Annotated in this window: 22 protein-coding genes; 5 read left to right on the top strand and 17 right to left on the bottom strand. The window is 34.3% G+C overall.

Translation table 11 applies throughout. The annotated features are described in order from the left end of the window. Positions 1-4: 4 nt before the first annotated feature. From ACZZ9T_RS11990 to ACZZ9T_RS11980, 3 genes are all read right to left on the bottom strand, one after another. Positions 5-373 (bottom strand): VOC family protein, encoded by a 369-nt coding sequence (locus tag ACZZ9T_RS11990; protein ID WP_463442279.1) that lies wholly within the window; start codon positions 371-373, stop codon positions 5-7. Then, a complete protein-coding gene (locus tag ACZZ9T_RS11985) occupies positions 370-816 on the bottom strand; it encodes a GNAT family N-acetyltransferase (RefSeq protein WP_463442278.1) in 447 nt (148 codons plus the stop codon). Before ACZZ9T_RS11985 ends, ACZZ9T_RS11990 begins: the two co-directional genes overlap by 4 nt. Before the next feature lie 67 nt (positions 817-883). After that, positions 884-1,939 (bottom strand): M28 family metallopeptidase, encoded by a 1,056-nt coding sequence (locus ACZZ9T_RS11980; RefSeq protein WP_463442277.1) that lies wholly within the window; start codon positions 1,937-1,939, stop codon positions 884-886. Positions 1,940-2,100: 161 nt separating this feature from the next. Here ACZZ9T_RS11980 and ACZZ9T_RS11975 point away from each other — a divergent pair, with 161 nt between their 5' ends. Then, a complete protein-coding gene (locus ACZZ9T_RS11975) occupies positions 2,101-3,240 on the top strand; it encodes an aminotransferase class I/II-fold pyridoxal phosphate-dependent enzyme (protein WP_463442276.1) in 1,140 nt (379 codons plus the stop codon). An 85-nt stretch (positions 3,241-3,325) separates the two neighbouring features. Here the strand turns inward: ACZZ9T_RS11975 and ACZZ9T_RS11970 are convergent, their stop codons facing one another. From ACZZ9T_RS11970 to ACZZ9T_RS11960, 3 genes are all read right to left on the bottom strand, one after another. Beyond that, positions 3,326-6,058 carry a sodium-translocating pyrophosphatase gene (locus tag ACZZ9T_RS11970; protein WP_463442275.1) on the bottom strand — a complete coding sequence of 911 codons (2,733 nt, stop codon included), beginning with the start codon at positions 6,056-6,058 and terminating at the stop codon, positions 3,326-3,328. A 224-nt stretch (positions 6,059-6,282) separates the two neighbouring features. After that, on the bottom strand, positions 6,283-6,894 hold the full coding sequence (locus tag ACZZ9T_RS11965; protein WP_463432418.1) for an inorganic pyrophosphatase: 612 nt from the start codon (positions 6,892-6,894) through the stop codon (positions 6,283-6,285). Between the two features lie 22 nt (positions 6,895-6,916). Continuing rightward, positions 6,917-7,429, bottom strand: a complete 513-nt coding sequence (locus tag ACZZ9T_RS11960) for a DUF7935 family protein (RefSeq protein WP_463432416.1) — start codon at positions 7,427-7,429, stop codon at positions 6,917-6,919. A 170-nt stretch (positions 7,430-7,599) separates the two neighbouring features. On the opposite strand from ACZZ9T_RS11960, the gene ACZZ9T_RS11955 reads away from it, so the two are divergent. Then, positions 7,600-8,382, top strand: coding sequence for an FkbM family methyltransferase (locus ACZZ9T_RS11955; RefSeq protein ID WP_463442274.1), 783 nt, complete (start codon positions 7,600-7,602; stop codon positions 8,380-8,382). 3 nt (positions 8,383-8,385) lie between these two features. Here the strand turns inward: ACZZ9T_RS11955 and ACZZ9T_RS11950 are convergent, their stop codons facing one another. From ACZZ9T_RS11950 to pepE, 7 genes are all read right to left on the bottom strand, one after another. Beyond that, positions 8,386-9,276: a hypothetical protein gene (locus ACZZ9T_RS11950; RefSeq protein WP_463442273.1), complete on the bottom strand. Its 891-nt coding sequence runs from the start codon at positions 9,274-9,276 to the stop codon at positions 8,386-8,388. After that, entirely contained in the window at positions 9,273-9,950 is a 678-nt protein-coding gene (gene radC / locus ACZZ9T_RS11945; protein WP_463442272.1) for a RadC family protein, read from the bottom strand. Before radC ends, ACZZ9T_RS11950 begins: the two co-directional genes overlap by 4 nt. A gap of 26 nt (positions 9,951-9,976) precedes the next feature. Further along, complete coding sequence (locus tag ACZZ9T_RS11940) at positions 9,977-10,549, bottom strand: murein L,D-transpeptidase catalytic domain-containing protein (RefSeq protein WP_463442271.1); 573 nt, start codon at positions 10,547-10,549, stop codon at positions 9,977-9,979. A 56-nt stretch (positions 10,550-10,605) separates the two neighbouring features. Next, positions 10,606-11,274 (bottom strand): ABC transporter ATP-binding protein, encoded by a 669-nt coding sequence (locus ACZZ9T_RS11935; RefSeq protein WP_463432406.1) that lies wholly within the window; start codon positions 11,272-11,274, stop codon positions 10,606-10,608. Between the two features lie 76 nt (positions 11,275-11,350). Beyond that, on the bottom strand, positions 11,351-12,505 hold the full coding sequence (locus ACZZ9T_RS11930; protein ID WP_463432404.1) for a sensor histidine kinase: 1,155 nt from the start codon (positions 12,503-12,505) through the stop codon (positions 11,351-11,353). A 6-nt stretch (positions 12,506-12,511) separates the two neighbouring features. After that, the gene (dacB, locus tag ACZZ9T_RS11925; protein WP_463442270.1) at positions 12,512-13,885 is read right to left on the bottom strand and encodes a D-alanyl-D-alanine carboxypeptidase/D-alanyl-D-alanine endopeptidase; all 1,374 of its coding nucleotides are present in this window, start codon (positions 13,883-13,885) and stop codon (positions 12,512-12,514) included. Between the two features lie 41 nt (positions 13,886-13,926). After that, the gene (pepE, locus tag ACZZ9T_RS11920) at positions 13,927-14,619 is read right to left on the bottom strand and encodes a dipeptidase PepE (RefSeq protein ID WP_463442269.1); all 693 of its coding nucleotides are present in this window, start codon (positions 14,617-14,619) and stop codon (positions 13,927-13,929) included. 150 nt (positions 14,620-14,769) lie between these two features. Here pepE and fsa point away from each other — a divergent pair, with 150 nt between their 5' ends. Continuing rightward, positions 14,770-15,423: a fructose-6-phosphate aldolase gene (gene fsa / locus ACZZ9T_RS11915; RefSeq protein WP_463432398.1), complete on the top strand. Its 654-nt coding sequence runs from the start codon at positions 14,770-14,772 to the stop codon at positions 15,421-15,423. Positions 15,424-15,618: 195 nt separating this feature from the next. On the opposite strand, the gene ACZZ9T_RS11910 is transcribed toward fsa, so the two are convergent. The 3 genes from ACZZ9T_RS11910 to pdhA all read right to left on the bottom strand — a co-directional run bounded on the left by ACZZ9T_RS11910 (position 15,619) and on the right by pdhA (position 18,320). Then, positions 15,619-15,927, bottom strand: coding sequence for a 2-oxo acid dehydrogenase subunit E2 (locus ACZZ9T_RS11910; RefSeq protein WP_463442268.1), 309 nt, complete (start codon positions 15,925-15,927; stop codon positions 15,619-15,621). Next, entirely contained in the window at positions 15,905-17,236 is a 1,332-nt protein-coding gene (locus ACZZ9T_RS11905) for a dihydrolipoamide acetyltransferase family protein (RefSeq protein WP_463442267.1), read from the bottom strand. Before ACZZ9T_RS11905 ends, ACZZ9T_RS11910 begins: the two co-directional genes overlap by 23 nt. An 82-nt stretch (positions 17,237-17,318) precedes the next feature. Continuing rightward, the gene (pdhA, locus tag ACZZ9T_RS11900) at positions 17,319-18,320 is read right to left on the bottom strand and encodes a pyruvate dehydrogenase (acetyl-transferring) E1 component subunit alpha (protein WP_463442266.1); all 1,002 of its coding nucleotides are present in this window, start codon (positions 18,318-18,320) and stop codon (positions 17,319-17,321) included. 126 nt (positions 18,321-18,446) lie between these two features. Between pdhA and ACZZ9T_RS11895 the strand changes: the two genes are divergently transcribed. Continuing rightward, positions 18,447-19,094: a phosphatase PAP2 family protein gene (locus tag ACZZ9T_RS11895; protein WP_463442265.1), complete on the top strand. Its 648-nt coding sequence runs from the start codon at positions 18,447-18,449 to the stop codon at positions 19,092-19,094. 44 nt (positions 19,095-19,138) lie between these two features. Continuing rightward, positions 19,139-19,600: a BlaI/MecI/CopY family transcriptional regulator gene (locus ACZZ9T_RS11890; RefSeq protein WP_463442264.1), complete on the top strand. Its 462-nt coding sequence runs from the start codon at positions 19,139-19,141 to the stop codon at positions 19,598-19,600. Between the two features lie 56 nt (positions 19,601-19,656). Here ACZZ9T_RS11890 and ACZZ9T_RS11885 read toward each other — a convergent pair whose 3' ends face one another. Next, on the bottom strand, positions 19,657-20,406 hold the full coding sequence (locus tag ACZZ9T_RS11885) for a bulb-type lectin domain-containing protein (protein ID WP_463442263.1): 750 nt from the start codon (positions 20,404-20,406) through the stop codon (positions 19,657-19,659). Between the last annotated feature and the right edge of the window lie 117 nt (positions 20,407-20,523).

The following is a 20,523-nucleotide window of genomic DNA, read 5'->3' as shown; positions in this document are numbered from 1 at the left end:
GTGATTATTTATTAAAAAATTCTCCAAAATGCCATAAAATCCCTGAAGGATCATGAAGAAAGCACTCTTTTCCCCACTCCATTATTTTCACGGGACTTAATTTTACACCCTCATATTTTTCATTTAGATTTAATGATAAAAGTTCATGATAATATTCATCAGTATTTTCCACTTCGATGAAGATCATGGTGTTCTCTATCCATTCTTTTGAATAATAATCCTGCAGATAAAAGGCGATTTCCTGTTTTTTAAATACTGAAAAGTTATGTTCAAGAATCACTTCTTCAAAACCTAAATCTCTGTAAAACGCTCTGCTCACTTCAAAATTTTCAGCTCCTATAAAAGGTCGGATTGATTTTATATTCTGTTTCATTTTTTTAATATTTGTTTTTTCCAGTTATCTAAAGTCATTTCAAATTTAATTTCTTTGCCGTGCATTCCGACATCTTCCCAGCCGGATTTCCTGTAAAATGTTTCTGCTCTCGTGTTGGGTGAGGTTCCGAGCCATAGCGTTTCCATACTTTTTGAGAAATACCAATCGACCATCACATCATGAAGTTTTCTTCCAATTCCTTGTTTTTCAAAATCAGGATGAATAAACAATGCCCAAATGTTATTATCCTTTACATCTGCAATTGAAAATCCTACAATCTCATTATCTATTTCACAAACCCAGCCCTTTCCTCTATTCGTCAGATATTCTTCACAGTCTTTATCCGAAACAAGTTTGGGATCAGATAATGTATTTTCTTTTACAGAATTTCTTACGATTTGTATTTGTGCAATATCCTCAATCTTAGCTTCTCTAATATTCATTTGAAATTTCAATTTAAAAAACCTACAAGAATTTTCTTATAGGTTTAATGTTAATATCTAACATGACTTATTTTCTGTCAACCACTATTCTTGCTTCTCTGTTAGCTAATTCCCAAGCTGTCGCAAAGACTAGTTGTGTTCTCTTCTGCAACATCGAATAATCAATTTTCTCGACATCATCAGTAGGTTTGTGATAATCTTCGTGAATTCCGTCAAAGTAAAACGCTACCGGAATATTGTTTTTAGCAAAATTATAATGATCTGATCTGTAATACAATCTCTGTGGATCTTTCGGATCGTCATATTTGTAATTTAGTTCCAGATTAACTGTTTGTTTATTGGCAGCTTCATTGATGACTTTTAATTCTGAGCTTAACATTTCAGACCCTATCACATAAACATAATTTTTACCTCTGTTTTCAGGATCATCACGACCGATCATATCAATGTTTAAATCTACAACCGTATTTGCCAATGGAAATACAGGATTATCGGAATAATATTCTGAACCGAAAAGTCCGTGCTCTTCGCCCGTCACATGAAGAAACAAAATGGATCTTTTCGGTCCGTTTCCTGCTTTTTTTGCGCTTTGAAAAGCTTTTGCAAGCTCCATTACAGCTACCGTTCCACTTCCGTCATCGTCTGCTCCATTGAATACGACACCATTTTGGGTACCTACGTGATCATAATGTGCAGAAATCACTACTATTTCTTCAGGTTTTTCGCTTCCTTCAATAAATGCCAGAATATTTTCTGAATCCGGTAAATTTTCGCCACCTCTTTTTTTCATATAATCGGCAGGAACTTTCTGATAATAAGAACCTAAAGTCTTCGGAAAAGAAACACCGATACTTTTGTAATAATTGATCATATAATCACCCGCTCTCTTCTGACCAGGACTTCCTGTATCTCTGCCTTCCATATTGTCCGCTGCAATTACATAAAGATTTTTCTTTAAATCTTCCAGCTTAATGTTTTGATAGGCAGCTTGAAAAGCCTTGTCATTTTTAAGTGAAATTGAAGTTACAGAAGTTTGAGTAGTCTGATGAGTAGAACTTACTTTTGATGCTCCGCAACTTGCCAGAACCACCAAAGAAAATATCGGAAAAAGAATTTTTTTCATATGCAGATTTTATTTTAAGATCATAGGTTATTGCCTTTTTATATCAGTGTTTGTGGATCAAAACCAACCATGGCAATTTCATTCGTAAATTATTTCTTTAAAAATAATAAAAATAATTTAACTTTAGATCAGAATCAATATTTATAAATTTGATAACCACGATGAAAAAAAATTACGGATTTAATGATTTTAAATTTTTTACTGAAATGTCTGAGCTCGCTTCGAGACATCATAGTTATGATTTATCATTAGGTCTTCCCGATTTCGAGATCGATCCGCGTCTGCGCCATTACCTCAAAGAATCTGCGGATATCATCAGTCACAGCTACGAATCACTAGCCGGAAATTCTCTTCTGATTGATAATATATTAAAATTCAACATCAAAAGAACCAACAGTTTATTGCTGAAAAAAGAAGAAGTGAATATTGTCCCGTGTTCTACTTTTGCTTTATATACTTCTTTGAAATCGATACTGGATTTTGGGGATGAAGTGATTGTCATTCAGCCATCATATTACACTTATGCGCCATCTATTGTATTGAATGGCGGAATTCCTGTGTATTATGATCTTGATAATGATTTTGCCATCAATTGGGAAAAACTTCAAAACTGTATATCTGATAAAACTAAAGCAATCATCATTAATTCTCCTCAAAATCCTACTGGGAAAATGTGGACTGCTTCAGATTGGGAACAGTTGTACCAGCTGATTAAAAATCATGACATTTATCTCATTTCAGAAGAAATTTATGATATTTACTGTTACGATGAAGTTGAACATTACAGTCCTTTTTTGCATCCTGAACTCAAAAAAAGAACATTCTCCATTTTCTCTTTTGGTAAAATGTTTCATTCTACAGGCTGGAAAGTAAGTTATCTTTTAGCTTCGGAAGAACTACTAGAAAATTTCAGAAGTCATCAGCAATATATTTCTTACAGTTCAAATGCTCCTTGTCAATACGCTATAGCAAAATATTTAGAAGTTTTTGATCCTTCAGACAACCAAAAAATCATGCAGAATAAAAGAGATATTTTTAACGAAATGATTAAAGAAACTCCGCTGCTGGTTGAACAAAAATCTGAAGGCAGCTTTTTTCAACTGGTCAATTTCAGAAGTGTTTCTAAAACGATGACTGATGTTGAGTTTTCTAAATGGCTGACTGTTGAGAAGAAAGTTTCCTGCTTACCCCTTTCTGCATTTTATCAATCGAAGGAAGATTCAGATTACATTCGATTTAGTTTTGCTAAAAAAGACGATGTGATTATTCAGGCGATGGAGCATTTGAGAAAGAATTTGTGAACGTACCCACAGATCACGCAGATTTTCACATATAAAAAACACCGCATATAAATTGCGGTGTTTCATTTTATTTATTTGATTTTCATTAGAAAGACAAAACTCTCACATCAATCCTTCTGTTTTTTGCCATGCATTCATCTGTGTCATTTGCAGGACAAACAGGATATTGCGAACCATAACCTTCTGCTTCTACTCTATCTGCTGCGATTCCCAATTCTAATAATTTAAGTTTTGTTGTTTGTGCTCTCAGATTAGATAATTGTTTGTTAGCTTCCTCACTTCCTGAATTATCTGTGTAGCCACCTAATTTTATTTTCAGATTAGGATATTCATTTAATATTTCAGCTAAATTCATCAATTGATTTTCGGATCCTGCTTTCAGATCACTTGAACCTGCTTCAAAATACAAGTTTTCAATCGTATACCACGAATTTGGATCTAAAACTTTCTGATCTTTTCTATTGATATTATCATACATCGCAAAAAGCTGACTTTGGTTTCCTAAAGAAATTGTTTTACCTCCCTTCAGTTTAATCTCTTGCGGAGTTCCTGTATTGTAAACAAAATCACCGTTTTCATTAAGCTGACCCATCACTTCTGCAGGAACAACTACAGGGGTTGCACCTGCTGTGTTTTGATTGACCGAAACTCCTGCCATTCTTGTAAGGCTTTCGATTTTTGCCTGACGGTTAGCGTCAATTTTATCTTTATGCATTACCGCTAAAGTGGGTGCAATCACCAATGAAACAATTGACATAAGTTTAATCAAAATATTCATCGACGGTCCTGAAGTATCTTTGAAAGGATCTCCCACAGTATCTCCGGTTACCGAAGCTTTATGAGGTTCTGAACCTTTGTAATATGTTTCGCCATTAATTTTAGCACCTTTTTCAAAAGACTTTTTGGCATTATCCCAAGCTCCGCCGGCGTTATTCTGGAACATTCCCATTAAAACTCCACAAACAGTTGCCCCCGCTAAAAATCCACCTAAAACTTCAGGCCCGAAGATGAAACCTACCAATAGTGGTGAAATGATTGCAATCGCACCGGGAAGCATCATTTTTCTGATGGAGGCGTCCGTAGAAATCGCAACACATTTTTCGTATTCCGGTTCTGCTTTGCCTTCTAAAATCCCAGGGATTTCTCTGAATTGTCTTCTGACTTCTTCCACCATCGCCATTGCAGCTTGTCCAACTGCTGTAATTGCCAACGATGAAAAGATAAAAGGAATCATCCCTCCTACAAATAATCCTGCAAGAACATCTGCTCTGTAAATATCAATCCCATCAATTCCTGCAATTCCTACAAAGGCTGCAAATAATGCTAAAGCCGTCAAAGCTGCTGAAGCAATTGCAAATCCTTTTCCTGTTGCTGCAGTAGTATTTCCTACGGCATCTAAAATATCTGTTTTTTCACGAACTTCTTTTGGTAATTCACTCATTTCTGCGATTCCTCCCGCATTATCTGCAATAGGTCCGAAAGCATCAATGGCCAACTGCATTGCTGTAGTCGCCATCATTCCTGCTGCGGCGATAGCAACTCCATACAATCCTGCACAGAGATAAGAACCGTAGATTCCTCCTGCTAAAACAATGATTGGTAAAAATGTAGATTCCATACCAACGGAAAGTCCTCCGATGATATTGGTTGCATGACCTGTGGAAGATTGTTTTACAATACTTTTAACCGGTCTTTTTCCCATTGCTGTATAATATTCTGTGATGATACTCATCAAAGTACCTACAACCAAACCTACCATGATGGCTCCGAAAACTCCCATTTTTGTAAATTCCAATCCACGTAAAACCATCGTTTCCGGTAACAGGTAATTAACCAAAAAATATGAAGATATTGCTGTAATGACGATACTTCCCCAGTTACCAAGATTCAAAGCATTCTGAACACTTGAAGTAGAAGATTCTTCATCGTCATTTATTTTTACAAATAAAGTTCCGATCATTGAAAAAATAATTCCTGTTCCGGCGATGAGCATCGGTAAAAGAATGGGTGCAAAACCACCAAATGAATCATCAGACATGGTCTCACGACCTAAAACCATTGTTGCTAAAACTGTTGCGACATAAGAACCGAACAAATCGGCACCCATCCCGGCAACATCACCTACATTATCCCCAACATTGTCTGCAATAGTTGCGGGGTTTCTTGGATCATCTTCAGGAATTCCTGCTTCTACTTTACCCACCAAATCAGCTCCTACGTCTGCTGCTTTTGTGTAAATTCCACCACCAACTCGTGCAAAAAGAGCGATTGATTCCGCACCCAAAGAAAATCCGGTAAGAATTTCAATCGTTCTTTCCATTTCATGAGAATCAACCATTGCATCCGGAGCAAAGATCTGTTTAATAATTAAATACAAAGCTCCTAAACCTAAAACAGCCAGCCCTGCAACGCCCATTCCCATTACAGAACCTCCGGCAAAAGAAACTTTCAATGCTTTGGAAAGTGAAGTTCTTGCAGCTTCTGCAGTTCTTACATTGGCTTTCGTGGCGATTTTCATTCCGATAAATCCTGCCAATGCAGAAAACACGGCTCCAATTACAAAAGCAATACTGATGCTCCAGTGAGAATTTTCATTAGTGGTTCCCATGATCGCCAGAAGTACGGCAACAATGACAACGAAATAAGTTAAGATTTTGTATTCAGCTTTCAGGAACGCCATGGCTCCGTCCGCGATGTGTCCGCTTATAACTTTCATTCTTTCATTTCCTGCGTTTTGCTTGGTCACCCAGTTGCTTTGCAGAAATGTGTAGAGTAATGCGATAACACCAAAAATAGGTACTAAATAGAATAAGTTCATAGTTTAATATTTTTTTGATAATAGTTTAATAAATATACCAAATTATTCTATTCATAAATTTAAAAATTTTGAAAAGTCTTTAAAATTTTACACTAAGCTATAATTTGTAGAGAAATTTTATGCTTCCAGAGTATGTAAATTGTCAATATTTTATTGAAATTTAAAACGAAAAAAGAGCAAATGATCACTCATTTACTCTTTTAGATTGTATGATTTTGAGAATTTTATCCTCCGAATTTGCTAGCGTAATCATTTTGTGAAGCAACAATCACTTTTCTTGCGTGATCAGCTCCGTAAACTTCCTGAATTCTACATTTTGCAGGCTCATCCGGAAGATTTTTATACGTTAAGAAGTAATGCATTAATCTTTTAACTTCAGCTTCAGGAAGCTCAGAAATATCTCTGAAATGTCCGAAAGCATGGTCACTTACCATTACCGCAACGATTTTATCATCTGCTTCACCATCGTCAATCATTTTAAAACCACCGATTGGAATAGCTTCCATCAACAATCCTCCAGAATGAATATTATGAGAACTCAAAACACAAATATCCAAAGGATCATGATCTCCCATTGTAACGTCGTCTGCTCCGCTTTCTACAGCTAATTTCATAACTTCATCGTTACAATATGTTCTTGGAACAAAACCGTACAATGCCGGGATGATATTAGAGAATTTCTGAGGTCTGTCTACCTTCAAATATCCTGTAGCTTTATCAATTTCGTATTTAATAGTATCTGAAGGAACAATTTCCACGAAAACGTTAACAACTTCTGGCGCATCTTCTCCCGCAGAAATCCCATGCCATGGATGTGCTTTAAAATTTGGAATCATTATTTATATTTATTTTTATAGTTTAAGCAATTATTAAAATTTCTCTTCGTAAATCTTCGATGGTTGCAACAATATAATCGTCTCCATTTATATAATTCATGATGAACACGGTTTTGAATTCATCAAGATTAGGATTATTATTGAGACTTTCGTAGGTTTTGTGGAGCAAATCGATGATGGCATTTTTAGAATCTACAATATTCTGCCATGAGTTTTTTGTTAAATACAATTGTTGAGATGAGTTGTACTCAAATTCGTCATTGATGGTTTTCTCTGTTAAGAATATAAATTCGTGAGCAGCAAGATTTTTATCAAATTTCTGAATAAGATTTGAAGGTTTCATTCGTTCTAAAAAAAGCGTCATTCTTTCGTAAGAATGCGTTTTGTTTTCAGAATTTGATTTTACAGAAAGTAATTTGATTTCCTGATTTTTTAAATTAATATAAGTGTAGACAAACTGTCTCAGCAAAACCAAAAAAGGAATTGCTACAATCAATGCAAAAGCATACGGTAAATAATCTGAAAAATCTGTCATAATTTGAGGAAGCAAAATTACTAAATATTTGTTATTTAATCATTATTTTAACAAGTTTTAATAAAAGCTTTTATACTAAAGGTTTACGAGTAAAATAAATCATTAAATTAGATAAATTTTCATCGAAATTTAAAGTATTTTTACCAATCGGAACAGCAAAATATCCTAAAATGCCTCTTAAAAATTATCTCTCAAAAATTTTTTTCACCTCAAAAATAACTCAGAATATTAAATCGTGGATTTCTCTTATTGTAAATTCAAAAAGATACAGTACAAAATTTAAGAAAAATATATTGGATCTGAACAATGATGAAACATTTGTTTATCATTTAAAAGCAGGAAAGAAAAACTTTGATTTTTACATGAGAACTTTTAAAGGAGATATTGATATTTTCTACGAAGTTTTCTGGAAAAAAACATATTCAGAATATCTTTCGCTCTTAAAAGAAGAACCGCAGATAATTGTTGATCTTGGAGCGCATATTGGGGTGACTTCTATTTATTTGTCTCTGAAATATCCAAGTGCAAAAATATATTCTGTCGAAGCTTCGCGTGAAAATTTTGAACTGCTTAAAACCAATACGAAATCATTCAATAACATACTATGCATCAACGCTGCAGCTTATTTTGAGGACGGATTTGTGAATTTCAGCAATGATGAACTTTCTTATAATCAGAAAATATCAGACAAAGGAATTTCAACTGAAGCTATTTCTATTAAAAGCTTGAGACAGAAATACAATATTAGCCAGATCGATCTGATGAAAATAGATATTGAAGGCGGAGAAACCGAACTTTTAAGTAAACAAAATTCATGGCTGTCGAGCGTGGAGAATATTATTATAGAAATTCATCATCCTTATTCAGAGCAAGATTTACATGAGGATTTAGAACCTTTTGGTTTTAAAATTAAAAGCGCAGAAAACTCGGTATTGATGGCAGCTAAAGTTTAATTATTAAAGCTTTAAAAACATTTTGACAAGATCTTTTTTTGAATTTCTAATGACAGGATACGTCTTTAATGTTGGACGAAAACCTGTGAAGAACTCTTCTATCGAGGGAATTTCGCTTCCTTCAAAATCAAATATTTTAGAACCAATGTTTCTGGAAATAATATAATCTATCAAAACAGCTGATCCCGATAGTTTGATGTAATTTTTATCATTAAAAGTACCCAGCAAAGCAACTGTATTTTGATCTGAATATAATGCCAATGCATTAATTATTTCCGATTTATAGATGAAAACGTTTATTTTTAAAAAATTTGCTTTCTCCAAATCAGAGAATATCTTTAGAAATTTCTTTTTATCATTTTTATTTTTTGCACCGATGAAATTTTCTGCTATAAACTTTTCAGCTTGTCTGAATTTGATTTCTTTAATCTCCGAATGAGCAATGACTTCATCATCAAGTCTGAGTTTTCTTTTCCTTTTGGGCGAATATCTCTGTTTTACAGCTTCATAATTTTCAGGATGTATCAAATAATTTTTTCTTGTTTTCAATTTTTGAGTGAACTGATTGACATCGTTGAATGCATAATACCAGATTTTGTATTTTTTTTTAATAAAATCTAAAAAAAGATCATTGATCTGAATACTATCTTTTTCAGAAAAAATTCCAAGTTGCTGACAAAGTTTTGGATGAATTACCAATTTCAAACTCATTTTTCTAACGTAAGGAATGGGCATCACCGCTTCATAATCATTATAAACCAGTAGTTCCCATTGCTTGCCTGAAGTAATATCGAGAAAATCTTTTGCAGCAGAATATTTGCTTTGTTCAGAATTTTCTAAACATTTTGAGTATTTATCAAAATTTATTTCGTTGTATTTTAATCTTCTGATCATAATATGTTTTCGTCTGCAAAACTTAAATAAGAATTTTGAGTAATGATAAGATGGTCGAGCAGTTGAATACTCATTACTTTTCCCGCTTCTCTGATGTTTTTTGTGATCGCAATATCTTCAGAACTTGGTTTTAAATTACCTGAAGGATGATTGTGAGAAATGATAATTCCCGTAGCAAAATGTTCTAATGCTGTTTTAAAAACAATTCGGATATCCACAATCGACTGATTGATCCCTCCTTGCGTAAGCTGGGCAATATGAATAACCTTGTTACTCTGATTGAGAAAAACCGCCCAAAATTCTTCCGTTCTAAGATCAGACAAATGAAGTTTCAGGATTTGATAAGCGTCATTGCTGCTTGAGATTTGAGGTTTTTCCGGAATTTCCTGTCCCGCTCTTCTTCGTCCGATTTCCAGAGCCGCAGCAATTGAAATTGCTTTCACTTCACCAACACCTTTGAATTTTGTTAAATCTTTTATCGTCAGCAAACTCAACTGATGCCAATTATTATTGACCGATGCCAGAATTTTTCTTGCCAATTCCACAGCTGTCTCATCTCTGCTGCCGCTTCCCATAATAATTGCCAAAAGTTCAGAATCAGAAAGTGAATTTTTACCTTTCAGTAAAAACTTTTCTCTGGGTCTGTCATCTTCGGCAAGAAATTTTATGGACATGATCTAATGAGTATTAGTTTCTAGGCTTAGTAAAATGCATACAAAATAATCGGTTTCTTTGACTGGTCGATATATTTTGCAGTTTGATCAAATGCCATTTTGGAAAGCATGGGACATCCCAAACTTAAACAAGCTAGTGTTTCTGATTCTTTATTGGGAATGCAATCAAAAGAATGGAGGATAATAGCGCGCTGCATTGCATTGCTGTTGCTAGAATCAAGACCTTGCAATCTGTAAGATTTGCCAAACTTGCCAACGTAGCTTTCCCTGATCTCATATTTTCCCAAAGATGATTGATAAGAGCCCTCCACATTAGAAAATTTCAGCTTATCAGATTTTGCAACAACAGAACCTGAACCGTGAGAGACGATCGCTTTCTGTAAAATCTTATTGTTTTTCAGATCATAGACAAAGTATCTGTATTTTCCTGAATGCGTTTTAAAATTGATAAATACAGCAATATTCTGATTGTAATTTTTTTCTTTTACAAATTCTCTGATTTCTGAAATTTTAGATACAGGCAAAGCCAATTGACTCTGCTGAGACTGGGTTTTGGAACATGAAATAATAAAAAGAAATAGTAAAATAAAGTGTTTCATCAGAAATTGTGTTCAAATTTTAAAAATTTAGATATTTATAAAAGTCAAGAGTAGCTCTATTCTATAATCATTCCGTCTTTCATGACGAGTTTTCTGTCTGTGATTTCCGCCAAATTTGGATTGTGCGTTACAATGACAAAAGTCTGATTGTATTTATCTCTTAAATCAAAAAATAATCTGTGAAGATCGTCTGCGTTTTTTGAATCCAGATTTCCTGTCGGTTCATCTGCGTAAATAATTTTTGGTGAATTTATCAAAGCTCTTGCCACCGCTACTCTTTGTGCTTCACCACCGGAGAGCTGATTGGGTTTATGATGCAATCTTTGTCCGATTTTCAAATCTTCAAACAGATCATGGGCTTTTTCGATGGCTTCTTTTTCATTGGCTCCTGCAATTTTTGTAGGAATTAAAACATTTTCTAAAGCTGTAAACTCCGGAAGAAGCTGATGAAACTGAAACACAAAACCAATATTCTGATTTCTGAATTTTGAAATCTGCTTATCGCTCATATTGATAAAAGATTCGCCGTTCAGAGTAATTTCTGTATGATAATTTTTAGGATTCGTCGGGCTGTCCAGCGTTCCTAGAATCTGCAAAAGAGTAGATTTTCCCGCTCCCGATTCTCCAACAATAGAAACAACTTCACCGGTTTTGATGTGAAGATCAACCCCTTTTAAAACTTCCAGATTTCCATAAGATTTATGGATATTACTTGCTTTAATCATGTTTCAAAAATAGTGATTTTTTTTTGCTTTTGGCTTCTGAATTATACTATTAGTATTGTAGATTTTGAAAAATATATTATGCTTTTTTAATAATAATTCTGAAAGTTGTACCCTTTCCTATTTCAGTTTGTGAAATTTTAATATCGCCGTTATGATACTCCTGCACTACTCTTTTTGCCAATGACAAGCCTAATCCCCAACCACGTTTTTTTGTAGAATATCCTGGTTTGAAAGCATTTTGAGCTTGATATTTTGTCATTCCGCTGCCATTGTCTTTTACTTCAACCAAAATATTTTTGTTGCGTTCAAAAACCGACATCTGCAAAGTCCCTTGTCCTTTCATAGCATCAACGGCATTTTTAACTAAATTTTCGATGACCCAACTCATCAGAATTCTGTTATGAGGAACAAGAATATTGTAAGTGGGAAGCAAAAGTGTAAAGTCGATTTTTTTTGAAATTCTTGTTTTCAGGTAATCATAATTTTCACGAATTGTTTCATTAAAATTCTTGTCATTCAATTCAGGAACTGAACCGATTTTAGAGAATCTTTCGGAGATGGTTCGCAATCTCTCAATATCTTTTTCGATTTCCTGAACGCCGTCCGAATCAGGATTATCAAGCTTCATAATTTCCATCCAACCCATCATTGAAGATAATGGTGTCCCAATTTGATGTGCGGTTTCTTTTGCCAAACCAGCCCAAAGATAGCCTTCATCAGTTTTTTTGACCGTTCTTAAAAACCAGAATGAGAAAAGGAAATAACACAACACAAAAAAACCAAGCAAAAAAGGAAAATATTGCAGATTATTAAGCATTTCTGAATTGTCATAATATACAAACTGATTATTTCCACCCTGCACTATTATTTCTATCGCAGGGTATTTTTTTGCCATTCCTTTTGCTAATGCAATTATTTCGCTGGAATCATCACCAATCTCTTTTGGTAAATGTTTGTATTCTATAATCTGATCATTTTTATCTAAAATAATCACAGGAATTGTAGTGTTGGAACTGTAAATTGCAAGAAGGAGCTCCTGAACTTCTAAACTCGGGGTAATATCCTGCTGAAATTTTATAGCTTTAACCAAAATATCAACCCTTTTCACCTCTTCTTTTCTTAAGTAATTGACAACCATTGTAGAAGCAATTACAATAGCGACGACTACCAAAGTCATCAGAGAAAAAATAAACCAGTTGTTGAATCTGGAAAAAATGGATCTTTTTTTCAATTGAATTTATTTTAAAACATTTAAAATTTTTTGCAACTCGGTACTTCCGCTTCCCTGATAATTGTTGATGATAATTGCGTAAACGTATTTTTTTCCATCTTTGGAAGTGTGATAACCTGCATAAGATTTTGTATCTCTCATCGTTCCGCTTTTCATCTTCATGCCGTTGTCCTGAGTAGGAAAACCATCATAATAACTTTCAAACCAAGATTGTTTTCTGGCATATATTAATGCCTGAACTTCTGCTTTTGCAGAAACATAATTTTGAGGTGAAAGACCGCTTCCGTCAGCGAAATTAATCATATTAGAATTAATTCCTTTTGATTTCCAGAATTCTTTAAGATAGGCAACTCCGCTTTTGAAACTAGGGTTTCCTTTTTTTTCTTTACCTAAAGTTTTAATTAAGTTTTCGCCATACAAATTCACAGATTTTCTCAGAAACCAATAGATAATTTTATCTAAAGTCGGAGATTCGTAGGTAAGAATACTATTGTTTTTAGGAAATTCCGGTGCTGTTTTCCCATCTAATTCTAGTTGAGAATTTGTCACTACTTTTCCTGAAAAATCAATTCCTGAATCTTTCAGCCATTTTTGAACTTCCATACCCAGCTGTAATGGCGGATTGGGAACAGAACCAGAAACAGTGGTTACCTTTCCTGCAGGCAAACTTCCGTTGATTAAAGCCACATCCGAATGTGGAGCTGTAAAAATCAAGCTTTGGTCTGAACTTCCTGCTGCTTTCAGATCATTGAGCCATTTGACATTAGCCAACGGATATGAAAAACTTTTAATATCTGTTCCGTTGATGTTGATATCAAACTGATTTTCACGCCAGTTTACGCCCCAAACTCCGGCTCCGTAATAATTTCCCAGATCATCCCAAGGCCAGCCTCCGGGAATCGTCTGATAGTCAAAATAAGAATCATCAATAATTAAATCGCCTGAAATCTTTGTAATTCCTGATTTTTTGATGGATTCTAAAAGCTTTTGCTTAAAATTTTCCGGCTTGTAACTCTCATATCTCCAGCTTCCTAAAGTCGGGTCTCCATTTGAAGTAATAAAAAAATTTCCACTTAAATTTCCTCCGGAGATTGTTCCCGAGTAGCCTGCATTTGTTTTGTAAGTATAATTTTTACCTAAAGTTTCTAAGGCAGCAGCAGCTGTAAAAATTTTTTGCGTTGAGGCTGTCGAAAGCCCTTTACTTCCCTGAAATTCATAAATTAAATTTCCGCTCTCATCAGAAACATAGAATGACAGATTCGATGAAACTGCTGTTGGGGAGTTCATCAGATTTTTTGTTGCTTCATCCAGCTTTTGGCTGATATTTTGTGCAAAAAAAACTTGTGTTGAAACTGCAAATATTGAAAACGATTTTTTCATTTCAGAAATACTTATTCAAATATAAAAATTAAGAATACAAACTAAAGCTGACTGCCTGATTCAATTTCATAAGGTTCTTTTCCTTTCTCAAAAATCCTTGTGAGTTCACTGCCTTCGACAGAAATTGTGTCGCCAATTTTTCTAATCCAGTTTCCCTCTCTTAAACCAACAACTTTGATATCGTTTTGAGTTAAAAATTCTTTAATTCTCGTTTCTCTTGTCTCGCCATTATGTTTCAATTCAGGATTTGGATCTAAATAATGTGGGTTGATATTAAAAGGAACCAATCCCATACAATCAAAACTTGACGGATAAACAATAGGCATATCGTTGGTGGTTTTCATGTTTTGTCCACCAATGTTACTTCCGGCACTGCATCCCAGATAAGGTTTTCCGTTCTCTACATTTTGCTTTAGAATATTCATCAAATTTTCTTCATGCAAGGTTTTAACGAGCAGAAACGTATTTCCTCCACCTGTAAAATAGCCTTCTGCCTGATTTAAAGCTTCATTTTTATCGTTAAATTCATGTAAACCTTTTACTTTGATGTTTATGGTTGCAAAAAAAGAACGTACTTTCTCCGTATACTCCTCATGAGAAATTCCTCCGGGTCTTGCGAATGGAATGAAAACAATTTCATCAATTCCCTGATATAATTTAATTAACTCTTCCTTTAAATATTCCAGATAATTTCCACCAAAAATTGTGGAAGTTGAAGCTAATATGATGTTCATTTAATACAATTTTAAATTCCTGACAGAAAATCTGTAATTGAGATTTCCATTACCAGCAAATATACTTAAAACTGATAATTCATAGCCGATAATCGGTCACTCAATTACAAAGTATTCGTTATCTTTGCGGGAATAAATCTATCGAACAAAATGAAATTTTTTATTGACACTGCAAATTTAGAGCAAATTAAAGAAGCCAAAGACCTTGGAATTTTGGATGGTGTAACAACCAACCCGTCATTGATGGCGAAAGAAGGAATTCGCGGAGCTGAAGCAATCAAAGATCATTACAAAGCAATCTGTGAAATCGTAGACGGAGATATTTCTGCGGAAGTGCTTTCTACAACTTATGAAGAAATGATCAAAGAAGGTGATGAATTGGCGGCGATTCACCCAAACATTGTAGTGAAAATTCCAATGATAAAAGACGGGATCAAAGCTTTAAAATATTTTTCTGATAAAGGAATTAAAACTAACTGTACGTTGATTTTTTCTGCCGGGCAGGCTCTTTTGGCTGCGAAAGCTGGTGCGAGTTACGTTTCTCCATTCTTAGGGAGATTAGATGATATTTCTACAGACGGATTAAATTTAATCCAGGAAATTCGTTTGATCTTCGACAATTATATGTACGAAACTGAAATTTTGGCTGCGTCAATTCGTCATTCGATGCACATCATCGATTGTGCTAAAATTGGTGCAGATGTAATTACTTCTCCTCTTCCTCCGATTTTGAGTCTATTGAAACATCCTTTAACAGAAAGCGGTTTGGCTCAGTTTGTTGCAGATTCTCAGAAACTAGCATAAATTTTAAACTTAAATATGAACGCCCGAAACTAAAGTTTCGGGCGTTTTTTATTGTAATAATTCGAATTCCAGGAGATTATTATTTTAGCATTATTTTTTTTTAACTATTTTGGAAAATTATGATTGAAATACAAATAAAATTTAACAAAAAAAACCTCTCGAAATGAGAGGTTTGAGTATTATATAGAAAGAAAATTACAATAACAAAGTTAATGGACTTTCTAAATATGTTTTTAAAGTTTGTAAGAATTGAGCTCCTGTAGCACCATCAACCACTCTGTGATCGCAAGCTAAAGAAAGTTTCATGATGTTTCCTACAACAATCTGTCCGTCTTTTACAATTGGTTTCTCCACAATTGCGCCTACTGAAAGAATTGCAGAGTTCGGTTGATTGATGATACTCGTGAAAGTTTCAATTCCGAACATTCCTAAGTTTGAAATAGAGAATGTAGATCCTTCCATTTCGTTTGCTTTAAGACCTTTAGATTTTGCTCTTCCGGCCATATCTTTTACAGCAGCAGAAAATCTGGGTGTAATTCATCTGATCTGTATTCTTAAGAACCGGAACTACCAATCCGTCAGGAATCGCAACCGCCACACCAACGTTGATGTTTCCTCTGTGAATCACTTTATCTCCTGCCCAGCTTGAATTCACTTGAGGATGTTTTCTTAAAGCAACTGCTGTCGCCTTAATAATCATGTCGTTGAATGAAATCTTAGTATCTGGTAATGAGTTGATTTCTTTTCTTGCTTCGATCGCTTTATCCATGTTGATCTCCACCATCAGATAATAATGAGGAGCAGAGAATTTACTTTCAGCAAGACGTTTTGCAATAATAGTTCTTACAGGCGAATTTGGTGTCTCTGTATCTTCGCCTTGAACAAAACTCAACGCAACCTGAGCTGCAGCATTGCTTTGTGTAGGAGCAGATTCGGTTTTTTGTGAAGGCTGATAATTTTCAATATCTTTTTTCACAATTCTTCCGTTTTCACCAGATCCCTGAAGACTGTTGATATCAACACCTTTATCCTGAGCCATTTTTTTAGCTAAAGGCGAAATTGCTACTCTATCTGAAGATGAAGTATTTACAGTTTGTGCAACCGATTTCTCTTCTGTCTTCGTTTCAGATTTTTGTTCGGTAGGTTTATCCTCAGATTTAGTTGTAGGTTTTGCAGCTCCAATACCTGAAACATCAGTTCCTTCAGGACCAATAATCGCCAAAACAGTATCAACTGGTGCAGCACCGCCTTCTTCAACACCTTGTTTCAAAAGGATTCCGTTAAATTCAGATTCAAAATCTTGAACGGCTTTATCTGTTTCGATCTCAGCGAGAAGATCTCCTTCTTTTACTGTATCTCCAACGTTTTTGTGCCATTTTGCAACTTTACCTTCTGTCATTGTATCAGAAAGTCTTGGCATTGTAATCACTTCCACTCCTGCAGGAACTTCGGCTGAAGTTTCTTCAACATTTGTAGATTCATTTTCAGTTTTAGTTTCTTCCTGTGATTTTTTTTCTTCAGAAGCTCCTTCTGATGTTGTTGGGTTTCCTCCCTTTAATGCAGAAATATCCTCACCTTCCTGACCTATAATTGCTAAAACAGAATCTACTGCCGCAGCAGCACCTTCTTCAACTCCAACAAATAAAAGCGTTCCTTCAATTTCAGATTCAAAATCCTGAACAGCTTTATCTGTTTCAATTTCAGCTAAAATATCTCCTTCTTTTACTTTATCTCCTACTTTTTTATGCCATTTTGCCACTTTACCTTCCGTCATCGTATCGGAAAGACGTGGCATTGTAATAACTTCTGCCATAATCTATATTGATTTGAGATTCGAGATTCGAGATTTGAGATTAGACATCCCAAATTCAAAAAATCAAATTAATTATTATTTTTTAGTTTTCTAATTTGTCTAAGAATGGATAATCTTCCTGAGCGTAAACATACTCATAGATTTTTTCTGCAGTCGGGTATGGAGAATTTTCCATAAACTCGATGCATTCTTCTACAAATTCTCTTGATTTATTGTCTGTAGCTTCCAATTCTTCTTCTGTCGCCCAGTTGTTTTCTAAGATTCTCGCTTTGATCAATTCAATAGGATCATCTTTTTTGGCAATAGCAACTTCATCCTTAGATCTGTATGGTTCTGCATCAGACATCGAGTGACCTCTGAAACGGTAGGTTCTGGCTTCGATAAATGTCGGTCCGTCACCTCTTCTTGCTCTTTCAATTGCTTCGTAAGCAGCTTCAGCCACTTTTTCAGGATCCATTGCATCTACAGCAAGGCAAGGCATTTCGTACCCTAAACCTAATTTGTAAATATCTTCGTGATTAGCAGTTCTTTTCACAGAAGTTCCCATTGCATATTGATTGTTTTCAACCACAAATACTACAGGAAGTTTCCAGTTCATTGCCATATTGAAGGTTTCGTGAAGAGAACCCTGTCTTGCAGCTCCGTCTCCGAAGAAACAAATGTTTACTGCTTTTCTGTCAAAGAATTTATCTGCAAAAGCAATACCTGCGCCCAAAGGAATTTGTCCTCCTACAATACCGTGACCTCCATAGAAACGGTGTTCTTTACTGAAAATGTGCATAGATCCTCCCATACCTCCGGAAGTACCTGTAGCTTTGCCACAAAGTTCTGCCATGATTCTTTTTGGGTCTACTCCCATTGCCATTGGATGAATATGACATCTGTAAGCAGTGATCATGCTGTCTTTAGTTAAATCCATTGCATGAGTAAAACCAGCCGGAATAGCTTCCTGACCGTTGTACAAATGTAAAAAACCTCTGATTTTTTGTTTTAAATAAAGAGAACGGCATTTGTCTTCAAACCTTCTCCACATTGTCATATCTTCATACCACTTCAGGTATACCTCTTTAGAAAATTCTTTCATGTGCTAGCTTCTTGCTTATTTATTATGAAATAGTTGAGCAAAAATATAAAAAAAACTTTGTTTTTATTATATACATACCAATTGTTTTTTTAGTTATAATGTTATATTTACATCACAAACTTCAATATGGAAGAAAAAAAGACCTCATTATTACAAACTGTTTCAAGAATTATTTCAGATTTTTTTAATCCGCTGGTTTCTCTGTTTATTTATTTTGTGTATTTCAGTATTCAGAATTACACTTTTAAAGATGCGCTAACACACTTTTTACCCATTTTGCTGATAACCATTCTTCCTGTCATTTTATGGATTGTTTGGAACGTAAAAACCGGTCGTTACACAAATATGGATGTATCCAATCGTGTTCAGAGAAAAAGCCTGTATATCTTCATTGCTGTTTGTATTATCTCTTACCTGACATTCAATTATATAAAAAACGGATTTATAGATTTTGTAATGTTGTTTATTCTGATCCTTTTATTCGCTTTACAATTTAGTAATTTATATATCAAAAGCTCGATGCACACTGCCTTCAATGTATTTGTAGCTGCTTTATTCTTTGCATTTGATATAAAAATCGGATTTGTGTGGTTAGTGATTGCAATCTTGGTAGGAATTACAAGAGTTATTCTGAAAAGACATACTGTAAAAGAAGTATTTATGGGAGCCGGTATCGCTGTTTTGGTTTCTTTTATTTATCTTTATTGCAACAATAAGTATCAACGCAACGATTTGCCAACTGAAGTGATTCCTATGGAAACAACGATTAAATAAGCATTTTATAAAAATACTTATATCTTATAATTTTAAACTCAAATATGAAAATAAATCATCTTACATCAGCAGAAGAAAATTTAATGAAGCTTTTTTGGGATCTCAATTCCTTTTATCTTAAAGATGTTATGGATAAGCATTCTGAGCCAAAACCGCATCAGAATACGGTTTCTACTTACTTAAAAATACTGGTTGAAAAAGGTTATTTATCTACGGAAAAAGAAGGGAGAATTTTTAAGTACAGCGTTGGTATTCCGTTCGATGATTATAAAAAATTCTTACTGAAAGAACTTACACAAGATTTCTTCAACAATTCTGGAAAAGAAATTTTAGAATTTTTGTTTAAAGAAAATCTGGTTTCAAAGGATGATTTCCAAGAATATTTTGAAACTGAAACGAAACCTGTAAAAGTAAAATCTCCGACATTGCAACTAGCTGAAGAAATTTTAAATTCGAAGAAAGATAAAAAAGGAAAGGATAAGAAAAAGAAGAAGAAAAAAGATTAGAAAAATAAAGTATTACCCTTGCTCGTAATGCTTTGTCTCATCAATCAATAATTGCATTATCTCTGCGTTTCAGAGCTCCAGACAGGAGAATTGTTATTGTTATAAATTACAAGATTTCCATCATCCTGAATCTTTAATTTTCTAGCATCTTTATTAGATGTATTTGTTGACCAGATTGCTTTTTCATAAGAATCGTACACTACCAAATTTCCATCATTCTGAAATTCTGCTCTCCCTCCTTTGTTATCTGTCGCTGAGCTCCAGATAGGATTACCATTTTTATTCGCCAGAACAAGATTACCGTCATTTTGAAAAGATAAATTATAGAAACGGTTTGAAGAATATAGCTTTAAACTTCTACGAAATACATATCCTGGATTAATAGAAGAAGTATCTCTAAAACCAGAATTACCTCCGTTATTACCGGGCTTTCTATTAGATGACCATAATGGGTTTGATCTATTATAAATAACGAGATTCCCATCATCTTGCATAGTCAATCTGTCTGCACGTCTTGCATTCGTATTTGTGCTGTAGACAACTGCATCACTTTGACTATAGACTACCAAATTACCATCGTCCTGGAAAACCGCTCTACTCCCTTTTCCAGCAGTATTTGAACTCCACATAGAAACATCATTTCTTTTATATACAACCAGATTACCATCGTTCTGAAAAATCAAATAATATTGATTATTCCCTGACCAATACCTTTTGTTTTGTTCGAGGTTTTGACCGTTGTAGATATTTTGTGCAATGCTTAAACCACTAAGCAACATTAAGAGTATGAATAAATATTTCTTCATTTTGATTCAATTTATTTTATCCGAATATTCAATACTTACACCAAATCCAGTTTTTATTTATTTTTATACTTCATAATTTTTACAATAAATAAAGACATAAAAAAAGCGGCTAAAAAG

The sequence above is a fragment of the Chryseobacterium sp. AC417 genome (assembly GCF_979258215.1).
This window is presented reverse-complemented; position numbering and strand designations above follow the sequence as displayed.